This window comes from Fontibacillus phaseoli, assembly GCF_003337355.1.
GTDB lineage: Bacteria > Bacillota > Bacilli > Paenibacillales > Paenibacillaceae > Fontibacillus > Fontibacillus phaseoli.
On sequence record NZ_QPJW01000013.1, the window covers coordinates 1 to 13,013 of the forward strand.

Annotated in this window: 13 protein-coding genes and 1 riboswitch; of the genes, 9 read left to right on the forward strand and 4 right to left on the reverse strand. The window is 50.7% G+C overall.

Annotated elements, in window-relative coordinates; translation table 11 throughout:
- Nucleotides 1-687: 687 nt before the first annotated feature.
- Nucleotides 688-1,059: a hypothetical protein gene (locus DFP94_RS21150; protein ID WP_114498466.1), complete on the reverse strand. Its 372-nt coding sequence runs from the start codon at nucleotides 1,057-1,059 to the stop codon at nucleotides 688-690.
- Nucleotides 1,060-1,271: 212 nt separating this feature from the next.
- Here DFP94_RS21150 and DFP94_RS21155 point away from each other — a divergent pair, with 212 nt between their 5' ends.
- The 4 genes from DFP94_RS21155 to DFP94_RS21170 all read left to right on the forward strand — a co-directional run bounded on the left by DFP94_RS21155 (nucleotide 1,272) and on the right by DFP94_RS21170 (nucleotide 4,979).
- Nucleotides 1,272-2,018 (forward strand): zinc-ribbon domain-containing protein, encoded by a 747-nt coding sequence (locus tag DFP94_RS21155; protein WP_114498467.1) that lies wholly within the window; start codon nucleotides 1,272-1,274, stop codon nucleotides 2,016-2,018.
- Between the two features lie 315 nt (nucleotides 2,019-2,333).
- Nucleotides 2,334-2,639 (forward strand): hypothetical protein, encoded by a 306-nt coding sequence (locus tag DFP94_RS21160; RefSeq protein WP_114498468.1) that lies wholly within the window; start codon nucleotides 2,334-2,336, stop codon nucleotides 2,637-2,639.
- A gap of 84 nt (nucleotides 2,640-2,723) precedes the next feature.
- Nucleotides 2,724-2,823, forward strand: a riboswitch (purine riboswitch).
- Nucleotides 2,824-3,005: 182 nt separating this feature from the next.
- Nucleotides 3,006-3,596: a xanthine phosphoribosyltransferase gene (locus tag DFP94_RS21165; protein WP_114498469.1), complete on the forward strand. Its 591-nt coding sequence runs from the start codon at nucleotides 3,006-3,008 to the stop codon at nucleotides 3,594-3,596.
- Nucleotides 3,597-3,647: 51 nt separating this feature from the next.
- Nucleotides 3,648-4,979, forward strand: coding sequence for a nucleobase:cation symporter-2 family protein (locus tag DFP94_RS21170; protein WP_114498470.1), 1,332 nt, complete (start codon nucleotides 3,648-3,650; stop codon nucleotides 4,977-4,979).
- A gap of 15 nt (nucleotides 4,980-4,994) precedes the next feature.
- On the opposite strand, the gene DFP94_RS21175 is transcribed toward DFP94_RS21170, so the two are convergent.
- The 3 genes from DFP94_RS21175 to DFP94_RS21185 are packed head-to-tail and all read right to left on the reverse strand — an operon-like array spanning nucleotide 4,995 to nucleotide 7,524.
- The gene (locus DFP94_RS21175) at nucleotides 4,995-5,333 is read right to left on the reverse strand and encodes a DUF4870 domain-containing protein (protein WP_114498569.1); all 339 of its coding nucleotides are present in this window, start codon (nucleotides 5,331-5,333) and stop codon (nucleotides 4,995-4,997) included.
- Between the two features lie 43 nt (nucleotides 5,334-5,376).
- Complete coding sequence (locus DFP94_RS21180; protein ID WP_114498471.1) at nucleotides 5,377-6,549, reverse strand: MGDG synthase family glycosyltransferase; 1,173 nt, start codon at nucleotides 6,547-6,549, stop codon at nucleotides 5,377-5,379.
- A gap of 15 nt (nucleotides 6,550-6,564) precedes the next feature.
- Nucleotides 6,565-7,524, reverse strand: coding sequence for a serine hydrolase domain-containing protein (locus DFP94_RS21185; protein WP_114498472.1), 960 nt, complete (start codon nucleotides 7,522-7,524; stop codon nucleotides 6,565-6,567).
- A 400-nt stretch (nucleotides 7,525-7,924) separates the two neighbouring features.
- Here DFP94_RS21185 and DFP94_RS21190 point away from each other — a divergent pair, with 400 nt between their 5' ends.
- The 5 genes from DFP94_RS21190 to DFP94_RS21210 all read left to right on the forward strand — a co-directional run bounded on the left by DFP94_RS21190 (nucleotide 7,925) and on the right by DFP94_RS21210 (nucleotide 13,011).
- Nucleotides 7,925-8,113, forward strand: a complete 189-nt coding sequence (locus tag DFP94_RS21190) for a hypothetical protein (RefSeq protein WP_114498473.1) — start codon at nucleotides 7,925-7,927, stop codon at nucleotides 8,111-8,113.
- Between the two features lie 154 nt (nucleotides 8,114-8,267).
- A complete protein-coding gene (map, locus tag DFP94_RS21195; RefSeq protein WP_114498474.1) occupies nucleotides 8,268-9,017 on the forward strand; it encodes a type I methionyl aminopeptidase in 750 nt (249 codons plus the stop codon).
- A 364-nt stretch (nucleotides 9,018-9,381) separates the two neighbouring features.
- On the forward strand, nucleotides 9,382-10,440 hold the full coding sequence (gene coxB, locus DFP94_RS21200) for a cytochrome c oxidase subunit II (protein ID WP_114498475.1): 1,059 nt from the start codon (nucleotides 9,382-9,384) through the stop codon (nucleotides 10,438-10,440).
- Between the two features lie 94 nt (nucleotides 10,441-10,534).
- Nucleotides 10,535-12,385 (forward strand): cytochrome c oxidase subunit I, encoded by a 1,851-nt coding sequence (gene ctaD / locus DFP94_RS21205; protein ID WP_181873256.1) that lies wholly within the window; start codon nucleotides 10,535-10,537, stop codon nucleotides 12,383-12,385.
- Nucleotides 12,382-13,011: a cytochrome (ubi)quinol oxidase subunit III gene (locus DFP94_RS21210; protein WP_114498477.1), complete on the forward strand. Its 630-nt coding sequence runs from the start codon at nucleotides 12,382-12,384 to the stop codon at nucleotides 13,009-13,011. Before ctaD ends, DFP94_RS21210 begins: the two co-directional genes overlap by 4 nt.
- Nucleotides 13,012-13,013: the final 2 nt, after the last annotated feature.

Genomic DNA, 13,013 nt, shown 5'->3' on the forward strand with positions numbered 1-13,013 from the left:
TGCTGTGCTGTACTCTCATATGGACTACCTCCAGCTAATTTTTATTGTATATTGTTTAGCCTGTAAGTGTCCAAGGTGATTAGGGGGCTTTATAGTTTAGCTGTAGTTTATCCGGTTAATTTGAGAAAAAGGGACTTTCCCTCCAAATTAACTGTAGGTTTTCCAGCTAAATTATAGGCAGAGTCGCTCTTTCGTTTAGTCGCCTTGGTAAAGAGCGATGAACTTAGCAAGAAGCAACTCTAATGATATCAGGCAACTCCAGCGGTATTAAGTAACTCTAACGGCATCCAGCAACTCTAACAGTATCCAGCAACTCTAATGGTATCAGGCAACTCCAGCGGTATTAAGCAACTCTAATGGTATCAGGCAACTCCAGCGGTATCAAGCAACTCTAACGGCATCAAGCAACTCTAATGGTATGAGGCAACTCTAACGGGATCCAGCAACTTCAGCAGTATTAAGTAACTCTAACGGCACCCGGCAACTCTAACAGTATCAAGCAACTCCAACGGTCCAAGTAACTCTAACGGTATCAAGCAACTCCAACGGAATCCAGTAACCCACGGAAACAAACAACTCCAGCTATCTAGCAACTTAAATCCAAAGAATGGCCTGTAACCGCAAGAAGCCGTCCCCAAGATCGGATTGATCCAAGAACGGTTCTTTATCGGTTCGGAAGAGGGGGCATCATTTGTTCAAGGGCGTACCGCCGCCATATCCGGGATGGTTATAGTCCGTGTTCGAAAGGCTGCTTAGCACGCCCATTTCTATGATGGACCTGCGGGTACGCTCGCTTCCGGTACGGTAAAGGAGAACGTATAGTTCGGTTAGCTGCCGGTTGAAGTGTTCGGTAGCCTCGTCATGATCGGTAGACTTGTAAGGGACGGGCGCGCGTTTGAAGGTATACTCGTCCTCTTTTGACAAGCCGGCGATTTTGTCCTGGAGTAGGGCGAGGTCTTCGTCATCGAGAAGCACTTCGAATTCGGTGGAATCGTTCGGTACTTCCTGAATGAGACGGTGCGACACGGATACATAGTAGGGGGTCTTTTGAATAGCCATTGCCAAATCCTCCTCTCTGAAGAACTATGGAATCTACTCTTTTTTACACGAAGCCTATTCCCCTGAATCAAAGGGCTGATTTTCACAGGAGCGCCAAATCTGGTATGATTACTTCTAGAATTTATAATCCTACATGGATTTTGTAAGGTAAGGCGGGGAGTTTCCTTGCCGGTAAGGTGTTAAGGAAACAAATGAATGGGAGGATTTCAGTCATGAATTTTTTACAGCGAATTAAAGACGGTGCTGGGAAAGTGACCGATCGCGCGCAAAACGCAGTGGAAATCGGGCGTCTGAACACACAAATTTCGAATATCGAACGTGAAATGGGACTTTACTTTCAACGAATGGGCGAGGTCTTCTACGAGGGATACTCCCGTAAGGATATGTCCAATGCGGAAAAGGAAATGGTGGAGCTCGCTAAAACCTGCGATTTGCTTTCGGAGGAACGGGATGAAATCCGCTCGAAGATCGCCGAATTGAAAAATGAACGCCTTTGCGGCGCCTGCGGCAAAGCGATTACCGAGGATGCGCTGTTTTGCCAATACTGCGGCCATAAGCTGGAAAGATCCAAGCCCGCCGCTGCGGCCGACCGGGTGAAAGAGCCGGATCACGAGCCTGTGCCGACGCAGGAACCGGTGAAGGAAGTAAAGCCGCTGACCGACCCGCTTGCTTTGTTTGAAGGGCCTGCGAACGATGACACCATTATTTACAGGGAACCTAAGGCGCAGCCGGTGGACGAGGAACAAGAGGCTCGGCACCAGCGCGAATTGGAACGAGAGCGGGAGCGCCAGGAGGAACTGGACCGCCGCATACGTACCTGGAAAGAGGATGTTGTGCCGAGGGATCAGGTTTCTTCGACTTTAGAGAGTGCGGTTCCGACGACGAGTTGTCAAATCTGCTCCGCGATACTGGTAAAAGGAACCAAATGGTGCCCGCACTGCGGTTCAGAGCAGATCTAAGTACGTCTTTTTCGAAAAATTCACCAAGTTGTAATATGTGGCGCCTCGTGGCTTGCGGGTTAAGCCGTAGTAAGAGGTAGGCGCAGAAATCGCCGGCACGGAGATCAGAGAATTTTTCTCTGGCACCGTGCCGCTTGCGTTTCTTTCCGGGAAATAGGTCACCGGGATGAGGCGCGGTAAGCGGGGGAACGCTTATAAAGATAGTGTCATTAGCTGCATATGATCGTGCGGCGAGTCCTGACCAGACGAACGGGCATTTTTTATGTAGGTTAATACGATTTTGAAAGCATTTATTTTGAAAGGGGAGTTTAAGCAATGGAATGCATTGTTCATTTTGAGGTGCATCATCTTCACGAAATCAAGGAATTAAGAGGTCTGATCTTTCTGGAGGAGGGACAAACTCCTTCCGAGATTGATTTTCTGACGATGTTCGAAGAAATGGGATATAAACTCCGTTTGGAAGATAAGGAAAATCTGGTGTTCACGCCGGTGGAGCCCGGTGCGAACTACAGTAAGATACGGGTGAAACGCCTCGACACAGGCGAGAAGAGCTACAAGGAAGATAAAGAACTGCGATCGCTGTTGGGCAATTTGCTGCCGGGTGAATCCAGACCGCTGTAGTTGCAAAAAGGCAGTTGAAAAAATTCCTCTTTATTTCCCCACCCGGTTTGCGTTATACTTCTAACATTGCATGAAAAGAAGACTTTCATTTTCATATATTTTTCTCGTATATGTGCAGGAATTGGCCTGCATGTCTCTACCTGATCACCGGAATGATCGGACTACGGGGTGAAACCACGGTTGTGGCGGCTGGATTGAGCTGTGTACTTGTGCAGCAGCTTGAACAGAAAGCGGCAACCTGGTTTTTTGCCTTTATCAGTCCATTTTCCGGTTAGGGAGCCGGGAGATGGGCTTTTTCATGCTGTCCAGTGACTATTTGAACAAGCAATTTTAGTAGCGATTATCGATATGAGGAGGAAACGGCAGATGAAATTGTTGAAAGACAAAGTAATGGCGGAGGGCATCGTGCTCGGGGATCAGGTGCTTAAGGTGGATTCCTTCCTGAACCATCAGATGGATCCGGTATTGATGAGGGAAGTAGGCGGCGAGTTTGCCCGGAGATTTGCCAGTGAGGGTATTACTAAGGTGCTGACGATTGAATCGTCGGGTATTGCCCCTGCGATTATGACTTCGTTGGAACTTGGGGTACCGATGATTTTTGCCCGGAAACATAAATCGCTCACTTTGAAAGAGGATATTCTGGTCGAGAAGGTATATTCGTTCACGAAGCGGGAGACCAATGAAATTACGGTATCGAAGAAATTTTTGCATCCTAATGACCGGGTGCTGATCATCGATGATTTCCTGGCTAACGGCGAAGCCGCATTTGGACTGACCCGGATCGCGGAGCAAGTAGGAGCCAGCGTCGCGGGTATCGGCATCGTGATCGAAAAATCGTTTCAGCCGGGGGCCAGACTGCTGGAGGAAGCCGGTTACCGGGTGGATTCGCTGGTTCGGATTGCTTCTTTGGAGAACGGCACCGTTACTTTTGTGGAAGAAGTGCATGAACAGCTGTAACAAAAAAAATAAGCTAGATCATGGGGGACCATGGGGAGGAGTATTACTACAATGGAACGCGAACGTATTTTTCAAAGAAACCGGCATCCGTTCAAAACGTTTTCGCTGGGAATTCAGCATGTGCTGGCTATGTATGCGGGGGCCATCATCGTGCCGCTCATTGTCGGCGGAGCGCTGAATTTTACCCACCAGGAATTGACATATCTGATCTCGATCGATTTGCTTGCCTGCGGGGTAGCCACCTTATTGCAAGTATGGGGTAACCGCTTCTTCGGCATCGGACTGCCGGTGATGCTGGGTTGTGCGTTCCAGGCCGTTTCTCCGATGATTGCCATCGGGGGGGAAGCGGGGATGGGCGTTACGGCCATCTATGGAGCGATTATCGCTTCGGGTTTGTTTGTGTTCCTGTTCTCCGGCTTGTTCGGTAAGCTGATCGCCTTCTTTCCGCCGGTTGTTACCGGATCGGTCGTTACGATCATTGGGGTGACTTTGATCCCTGTGGCTTTGACCGACCTTGGCGGCGGGAATTTGTCGAAACCGGATTTCGGCAGTCCGAGTAATCTGGCGCTGGGATTCGGAGTACTCGCTTTCGTTATTTTGATGAACCGGTATGCCAAGGGTTTTATGCAATCCATTTCCGTTCTGCTCGGATTGCTTGCGGGGACGCTGGTGGCAGGCCTGATGGGTAAAGTGGATCTGACGCCATTAAAAGAAGCAAGCTGGTTCCATATGGTCCAACCGTTCTATTTCGGAGTGCCGACGTTTCACGTCTCAGCCATTTTAACGATGATCCTTGTCGCGATCGTCAGCGTGGCTGAATCCACCGGGGTGTTTATGGCCTTGGGCAAAATCGTGGATAAGGATATTACCTCAAAAGACCTTTCGCGCGGGTATCGGGCCGAAGGCCTGGCCATTATGCTCGGCGGCGTGTTCAACTCTTTTCCATATACGACGTATTCCCAAAATGTTGGGCTTGTCCAAATGAGCAAGGTAAAAACCCGCGACGTCATCGCCGTAGCCGGCGGCCTGCTGATTCTGATCGGCTTTGTGCCGAAGATTGCCGCCCTGACCCAACTCGTGCCGACATCCGTGCTTGGCGGAGCGATGATCGCCCTGTTTGGATTGGTGTTATCCTCGGGGATCCGAATGCTCGGAGACCAGGTCGATTTGAACCGGCACGAGAATCTGCTGATTATTGCTTGCTCGGTCGGTATGGGGCTCGGCGTGACGGTAGTTCCGCAAATTTTTGACGCTTTGCCGGGTTGGCTGCGTATCTTGGTAGACAACGGGATCGTAGCGGGAAGCTTTACGGCGATTGTGATGAATTTACTGTTTAACGGCTTAAGTGGGGGAAAACAGCAGGAAGCCTCGGCAGAGCAGTAGTCCTGTTGCCATGGCTTACATGCGATTCAACTGCTTCTCGGCCAATTCGCCGATCCAGGGGAGCTTTAACCATTTACCCTGCAGGGCGGCCAACATCATGATCACCCATAACACCAGGCCCAGCATGGAGAGCAGCAGATTGACGGCAACGCCGATGATCGGTAAAAATCCGGCTAATGCATGCGCGACCATCAGTCCGGCAAACAGGATGACGGACTGCAGGGCATGAAACAGCACGAAACGGCTTCGGCGTTCAATGGCCAGAAAGACGACGCCGCCGACGAAGGCGAATAGATAACACAAAAATCCGGCTACATTTTCGTAAAGCCCGGTTGAAGATTTGAATGGGGACACGGTAAACACCTGCTTTCCAATGACGGATAACCTTCCTTAGTACTCAATGTATGACGAGCCTAGGGTCGGCAGAACCGATGGAGTCAGGTGTTTTCCCTTCGGGCTGAAACCATGTTGCCATAATATCGTTCACGATTGCCTCTGCGGCTTCCGGCTTGCGGAGGCTTTCCATTTTGGCCTTGACGTTGGACAAGCGGTCCCCGTCCAGGAGCAAGGCCTCGATCTCTTGCCGCAGAGAGTCGGCATCATAGACTATGGGGGCAATCCCTTTATGCTGCAAATAACGGGCGTTATTCAGCTCTTGGCCCGGAACAGGCCGGTATAGAAAGAGCGGCAGCCGGCAGGCTAATGCTTCAGATAGCGTGATTCCGCCAGGCTTTGTAATAATGCAGTCGCTGGCCTGCATTAAAAGAGCAATCTCATTTACGAAGCCGAATGCATGAAAGTCCGGGTGTTCGCCATACACGGAACTTAGATCCTTGTACAGCTCCTCGTTCCGCCCGCAAACGGCCAAAACTTGATACTTCCCCCCCTCGAGGAGCATTTTGCAGATATCCTTGTTTCCTTGCATAACTCCGTAAGCCCCAGCCATCAAAAGCACGGTTTTTTTAGCGGGATCCAGCCTTTCGCGGAAAACCGGGGCCGCTTCCCGGACGTGATGAAAATCCGAGCGAAGCGGAATTCCGCTAGCCAGCACGCGGTCTCCGGAAACGCCCCGGCGCATCATTTCCGTTCTCATATCTTCGGTCGCTACGTAATACCGGTCGACGCCAGGATGGATCCATCGGGCATGCACATCGAAATCGGTAATAATATTCACGACAGGCAGGGACAAGCGACTCTTTTTCAAAATATCAGGCAAAGCCATCTGAGGGAAGGTGTGTATGAAGAGATCCGGTTCATGCCGGAACATGGCTTCTTTCAACTTGGATGTACCGAACGAATTCAACGCACGCAGGAGAGCAGCCTCTGGGGGCAGATCCTTGGTCATTTCATAAGCAGCCCCGTAAACGGACGGCAACATCTTGAAACTGCTGTGATAAATGAATTTCGTCAGTTCGTTCAGTACAGGATGCGCTTCCGCCAGTAAATCAAGCAGGACGATTTCTTCGATTCCCTTGCTTTGAAAGCAAGCCTCAATCGCTTTGGATGCGCGGTAATGGCCGTCTCCGTAGCTGGCGTATAAAATCATGATTTTCGGCGGTTTGGCGCTCATGGAGAACCCTCCTGTTTACATGGGATGAAGTGCGGGCAAGATGATTTTTTCCAGCAGTGTTTTCGGATTTTTAAAACGGTTGACCCGGCTCTCGGAAGTGAAAACGACGACAGCTTCGAGATCGGGAACGATATAAATTTGCTGCCCGCCATGTCCGTGGGCATAGCTGTAACGAATGCCGCCGGTTTCCGCGCTCCACCAGTGAAACCCATACTGTCCATATCCGTTAAAGGACGGAGCATGGGGCGACATCGACCTGTCGAGCCAATCGCGTGAAAGCAGGGTCCGGCCTTCCCAGCACCCGCCTTGAAGACATAGGAGGCCGATTTTCAGCAGGTCTCTAGTTGTCATATAGAGTCCGATATGTCCGCTGGAATGGCCCTCCGGGCTTGACGTCCAGATGACTTTGGATATCTGGAGCGGACGAAACAGGTAACGGCGCGCGTACTCCAAGGCGCTGTATCCTGTCCATTTTGTAAGCAGGACCGATAGCAAGTGCGACCCGGCGCTGCAGTACTGGAATTTCCCGCGCTGCTCCGGTATTACCGGGAGTCGCAAAATAAAATCGGCCCAGTTTCGGCTGAGATGAAACCGGCGGAGAAACCGTTCCCCTAACCTGGGGCCGGTTTGCCAATACAGCCCGGTCGTCATTGTCAGCAGTTCTCGGAGCGTCAGCTCTGACCATAACGGATCGGGGCGTTTCGGTGCGTGGTCATTGACGCTGTTCCAAACCGGTTGGTCAAGGTCGGGAAGACGACCATGGGCGTCGGCAATTCCCAACAAAATAGAAAGTACGCTTTTGGTCGCGGACCTGAGGTCATGCAGGGTTGAGACGTGATATCCGCTATAATAGGCCTCGAACCTTGCTGTTCCGCCTTGGGCCGCGAGAAAGCTCCGTATTTTGGGATAATCTTTGCGGATTGCTTGATCGGCCGCGATCCAGGCCTCTTTCGCAATGGCTGAGTTCATATGCATGGTGTCCTTCCCTTAATATTACGGCGGATTGATTAACTCCGGATAAAATGGGAGCGAATAAATGCCGATATAAACTTATCTTAACCAGAGTTGTCAAAACTAAATAAGAAAGATTAAACTGGAATAAGAAATAGGTATTTGGAAGAAAGCTGTAACATGAAGCTGAATATGTTACAATATGGGAGGTAGTGGTCTTTTCTACTTTTTCATCAAGACATACTGACAATTGCAAGAAGCTGTTCTAACCATGCCCTGATTCACCGGGAAACTGTTCGGGTATGTATAGTGTCATGCGCCAGCTGAATTGGCTTATCCGCAGGCTGACTTCATGAATAACTGCTTTTTACGCATTCTCGAGATCGGAGCATTGAACTAGAATCGTTCTGGGAGGGAATTTGGTATGGCAACGAAAGGTCACAATGAGGTGAAGGAAAGTTTGCGGGAAATGACCCGGATCTTCAAACCGAAAGACCCGAAAAAGTTCGTGAAGGAATACGTCCGCAAATACCGGATTACCGGAGGGTATGAGGAAGAATTGACGCATCTTGTTGAAATGGAGATGGGGAAGCTGGATTCATCCGTTTCCTGAAGGACTGAACAGGTTTTGACAACCAATTAAATGGTTAACTACCGTCCCGGCGATAGCCGGGGCGTTTTTTCATTGGATTCTACATATATTAGAATATCGAGGTTGAATTTAATGAGCTACAGCACAGCTTTGTGTCGCGAAAGGAGTTTGAACATTGAAAATCAACTTAAAGTCAAAAGAAGAAATCGCGCGGATTCGCGAGGCGGGGGCCATTTTGGCGGAATGCCACAGAGAGATCGCCAAGCTGATCGCACCTGGAGTCACGACTGCGGGAATCGACGCCTTTGTCGAGTCGTTTTTGGCCGGGAAGGGGGCGACCGCCGAACAGAAGGGCTACCGGGGATTTCCTTATGCTACTTGCGCATCCATTAATGAAGTAGTGTGCCATGGTTTTCCCCGGGACGTGAAGTTACGGCAGGGAGATATCGTAACGATTGACATGGTCGTTAACAAGAAGGGGTGGCTTGCGGATTCGGCATGGTCTTACCGGGTCGGGGAGGTTGGTCCGGAGGCCGACCGACTGCTCAAAATTACCGAGAAGGCGCTCTATGCCGGAATCGCACAGGCGCTGCCGGGTAATCGCGTCGGCGATATTGGGTACGCTGTCCAGCGGGTTGCCCAGGAGGCCGGGATCGGGATTGTAAAACCGTTGATCGGGCACGGGATCGGTCAAAAAATGCATGAACCACCGGATGTTCCGAATTTCGGCCGTCCTCATACGGGCGCCAAGCTGCAGCCCGGCATGGTCATTACCATCGAGCCGATCTTTACGCTTGGTGAGACCGGAGCGGTGCTGTGGGACAATGACGGCTGGACGATCCGGTCGGCGGACGGCAGCCTGGGGGCTCATTATGAACATACTTTGGCAATTTTGGAAGAGGGTCCAGTAATACTTACGTCCTAATCAGAGAGCTAAGCTCTCTTTTTTTTGTATTTTAATAATAAAGTTTTGGGAAATGTCAAAAATGAATGAAAAGTGTATTCGGCTGAAAACGGAGGGGATACGATTCGGTTCAGGAGTCAATTCGGGGGGCGATCCTTAGCTGAAAACGCTCGCAAATCCTTTTATGGCGCGCCTTCTCGGCTTTTTGAACATTCTGTGAACTGCCTTTGAATCATTGACAAAACAGGGGTTCGATCATATATTTAATAGGTGATTGTTTTAATTGACAGGAGTGCAGTTTCCGTGCTAAGGCAGGTGGCTTTTATTTGGATATGCTTAAAGCCTGTACATAACCGGGAAGAAAACGGAAAAGTGGGGTAGATCAATGATGAAACCGTGGAAGGCTGTAAAGCGGCTCGTACCTCTGTTTGTCGGCTTGATGCTTTTGCTGTCCGCATGCGGCCGCGAAGACCTGTCGGTGCTCAGACCGCAAGGGACGGTAGCAGAAGGGCAATTAGGTTTGATTAAACTTTCGATCACGATCATGGTGGCGGTTATGCTCATCGTATTCGGGATCGCGGCCTATGTTTGGATCAAGTTCCGCCGGAAACCGGGGCAAAACGAAGTGCCGAAACAAGTGGAGGGCAACTTTAAGCTGGAGATTATCTGGACGGCTATTCCGCTGGTACTGGTACTGATTCTGGCTGTTGCTACCGTGCAGAAGGTGTTTGCGTATGGAGAAAATTATTCTGCCGATAAGAATGCCGTGAAGGTGAAAGTAACTTCTCATTTGTTCTGGTGGGAGTTTTCCTACCCGGACTATGGCGTAACAACAGCTCAGGATTTGATTATCCCGACGGGTAAGAAGATCGCACTTGAGTTGAAGACGGCCGATGTGTTGCACTCTTTCTGGGTACCGTCGCTAGCTGGCAAAACCGATACCAATACGGACGGAACGATCAACAATACCTGGTTTGAAGCCAAGAAGGAAGGCGTTTACCTCGGCAAGTGTGCCGAACTTTGCGGCCCTTCCCACGCATTTATGGAATTTAAAGTGAAGGCAGTCAGTGAAGAGTCCTTCAAAAACTGGGTAGATTCCTTGAAAGCACCTGCAGTGCTTCCTGAAGATCCGGCAGTGGCCGAGGTGTTCAAAAATCAATGTCTGACTTGTCATGCAGTAGGAGACCAAGGCGGTCCGATAGGGCCAAACCTTACGGGCATTGGCAGCAGAGAGACTGTGGCCAGCATCTTGCTCAACGAGGAAGGTTCCGGGAAACCGATTGGAGGCAAACCGGTCAAGGATAATATGGTGGAATGGCTGACCGATCCGCAAAAAGTAAAGCCGGGCAACAAAATGCCGCAGCCGAAAGAGGATCTCGGGCTTACGGATGAGGAAATCGATGCGATCGCCCAATACTTGGCCGATTACAAATTATCATATTAATCTTTGGTGCCTCGGGCGGCATTGATGGTATAGGAACTTAAAGGGGGTACAAACCTTGGCTCACGCTCACAGTGTCAAGCGTCACAAGGGTTTGATGGACTGGCTGACAACGGTCGATCACAAGAAAATCGCTATCCTGTATTTGGTAGCGGGCGGTTTGTTCTTCGGCATCGGCGGGATAGAAGCGCTGTTGATCCGGGTGCAGCTTGCCAAACCGATGAATGATTTCGTAACGGCCCAGCAATTTAACGAATTGATTACGATGCACGGAACGACCATGATTTTCCTTGGGGTTATGCCGGTGATCTTTGCGCTCATGAATGCGGTAATTCCGCTGCAAATCGGCGCCCGCGACGTGGCATTTCCTTTCTTGAATTCGCTTGGATTTTGGACGTTTCTGTTCGGCGGCCTGCTGCTCAACCTCAGCTGGATTATGGGTGGCGCACCGGATGCCGGGTGGACCGCTTATACGCCTTTGTCCTCAACGACCTACAGTCTGACGCATGGCGTGGATTTTTACACGATCGGTTTGCAGATAGCGGGTCTGGGTACGCTGATCGGGGGGATTAACTTTCTGGCCACGATCATTACGATGCGTGCGCCTGGGATGTCTTTCATGCGCATGCCGATGTTCACGTGGACTACATTTGTAACTTCGACGATGATTTTGTTCGCATTCCCGGCGATTACGGTCGGTCTGGTGCTCCTGACTTTTGACCGAATTTTGGGCGCCAACTTCTTTAATGTAGAAGCGGGCGGAAATCCGGTGCTCTGGCAGCATATTTTCTGGATCTTCGGTCACCCTGAAGTGTACATCCTGATCCTGCCAGCGTTCGGAGTTATCTCCGAAGTGGTCAGTACCTTCTCGCGCAAGCGTCTGTTCGGTTACAGCTCGATGGTTTTCGCTACGATTCTGATCGCTTTCTTAGGCTTCATGGTCTGGGCGCACCATATGTTCACTACCGGTATGGGACCTGTGGCGAACGCGCTGTTCTCTATCGCTACGATGCTGATTGCCGTTCCGACGGGGATCAAAATTTTCAACTGGCTGTTCACGATGTGGGGCGGACAGATCCGCTTTACTACAGCGAATTTGTTTGCGGCCGGATTTATCCCGACGTTCGTTATGGGCGGGGTAACCGGGGTGATGCTCGCCTCGGCACCGGCGGACTACCAATACCATGATACTTACTTCGTTGTGGCTCACTTTCATTACGTTATCGTTGGCGGCCTGGTGCTCGGCTTGTTCGCGGGCCTTCATTACTGGTGGCCGAAAATGTTCGGCCGCGTGCTGAATGAAAAGCTTGGCAAGGTGGAATTCTGGACGTTCATCATCGGCTTCCATTTGACGTTCTTCCTGCAGCATTTTCTTGGGCTTATCGGCATGCAGCGCCGTGTATTTACGTATTTGCCGAACCAGGGCTTTGACACGATGAACCTGATTAGCACCGTCGGGGCATTTCTGATGGGAGTTGGCGTGATTATCTTCCTGGTCAATGTGGCCATTTCGTTCAGACAACCGAAAGGCGTGCCTGGCGACGTTTGGGAAGACGGACGTACGCTGGAATGGGCGATTCCTTCGCCGCCGCCGGAATATAACTTTAAACAGACGCCGCTGGTTCGCGGTATCGATGCCTTCTGGAAAGAAAAGATGGCTGGCAATACGGAGATGACTCCGGCCGAACCGGTCGGCCCGATCCATATGCCATCGCCAACGATCTTGCCGTTCGTGATGTCCGTCGGTTTGTTTATCGCCGGACTGGGGTTTATGTTTACGAATGATGATTTCGGCAACGGCCTGTTGAACTTCTTGTTCGGCAATTACATTATTACAGGCATCGGCCTGGCGATTACTTTGGGTTCGATGTTGCTTCGCTCGCTCTTTGACGATCACGGCTGGCATATTGAACCGGAAGAATTGAATGACAAGGGGGTAAAAGCATGACGACACCTCATGCACAGCAGGCTTCCGGCGCGCTTCCCCATGAACCGGAGAAAGCGACGCTGGAAGGGCGCAACAAAGTGCTTGGCTTCTGGCTTTTCCTTGGGGGCGAGGCGGTTTTGTTCGGCACCCTGTTCGCTACCTTCCTGACGCTGCGGAACCAAGTGGCCGACGGCCCTTCCGCCAGTGAGTTGTTCAGTCTGCCGATTACGGCAGTGGCTACGTTCATCCTGCTGGTGAGCAGCTTGACGAGTGTCTTTGCGATCCAGGCGATGCACCGCGGAAACCGGACGTCTTTGGCCCGTTGGTTAGGGGTTACCGTCCTGCTCGGTCTTGCGTTCCTTGCGCTCGAAATTTACGAGTTCGCGGAGTATATCATTCACGATGACTATGGAATGACCACTAGTGCCTTCAGTTCCGCTTTTTACACGCTGGTCGGTTTCCATGGAGCGCACGTCTTGTTTGGAATTCTTTGGATTTCAATTTTGATCGGACAGCTGTACAAAAAAGGATTGACCGTGGTTACGGCTCCGAAAGTATATGTATCCGCCATGTATTGGCACTTTATCGACGTCGTGTGGGTATTCATCTTTACGGTGGTGTACCTGCTCGGAAAGGTGGTAGGGTAAAA

Excerpts from the sequence above, each read along its gene's own strand:
- DFP94_RS21170 (WP_114498470.1), top strand. The coding sequence starts at position 3,648 with ATGGAACGCGAACGTATTTTTCAAAGAAACCGGCATCCGTTCAAAACG.
- DFP94_RS21150 (WP_114498466.1), bottom strand. The coding sequence starts at position 1,059 with ATGGCTATTCAAAAGACCCCCTACTATGTATCCGTGTCGCACCGTCTC.
- DFP94_RS21180 (WP_114498471.1), bottom strand. The coding sequence starts at position 6,549 with ATGAGCGCCAAACCGCCGAAAATCATGATTTTATACGCCAGCTACGGA.
- DFP94_RS21210 (WP_114498477.1), top strand. The coding sequence starts at position 12,382 with ATGACGACACCTCATGCACAGCAGGCTTCCGGCGCGCTTCCCCATGAA.
- coxB (WP_114498475.1), top strand. The coding sequence starts at position 9,382 with ATGATGAAACCGTGGAAGGCTGTAAAGCGGCTCGTACCTCTGTTTGTC.
- DFP94_RS21185 (WP_114498472.1), bottom strand. The coding sequence starts at position 7,524 with ATGCATATGAACTCAGCCATTGCGAAAGAGGCCTGGATCGCGGCCGAT.
- ctaD (WP_181873256.1), top strand. The coding sequence starts at position 10,535 with ATGGACTGGCTGACAACGGTCGATCACAAGAAAATCGCTATCCTGTAT.
- DFP94_RS21160 (WP_114498468.1), top strand. The coding sequence starts at position 2,334 with ATGGAATGCATTGTTCATTTTGAGGTGCATCATCTTCACGAAATCAAG.
- DFP94_RS21165 (WP_114498469.1), top strand. The coding sequence starts at position 3,006 with ATGAAATTGTTGAAAGACAAAGTAATGGCGGAGGGCATCGTGCTCGGG.
- DFP94_RS21155 (WP_114498467.1), top strand. The coding sequence starts at position 1,272 with ATGAATTTTTTACAGCGAATTAAAGACGGTGCTGGGAAAGTGACCGAT.
- DFP94_RS21190 (WP_114498473.1), top strand. The coding sequence starts at position 7,925 with ATGGCAACGAAAGGTCACAATGAGGTGAAGGAAAGTTTGCGGGAAATG.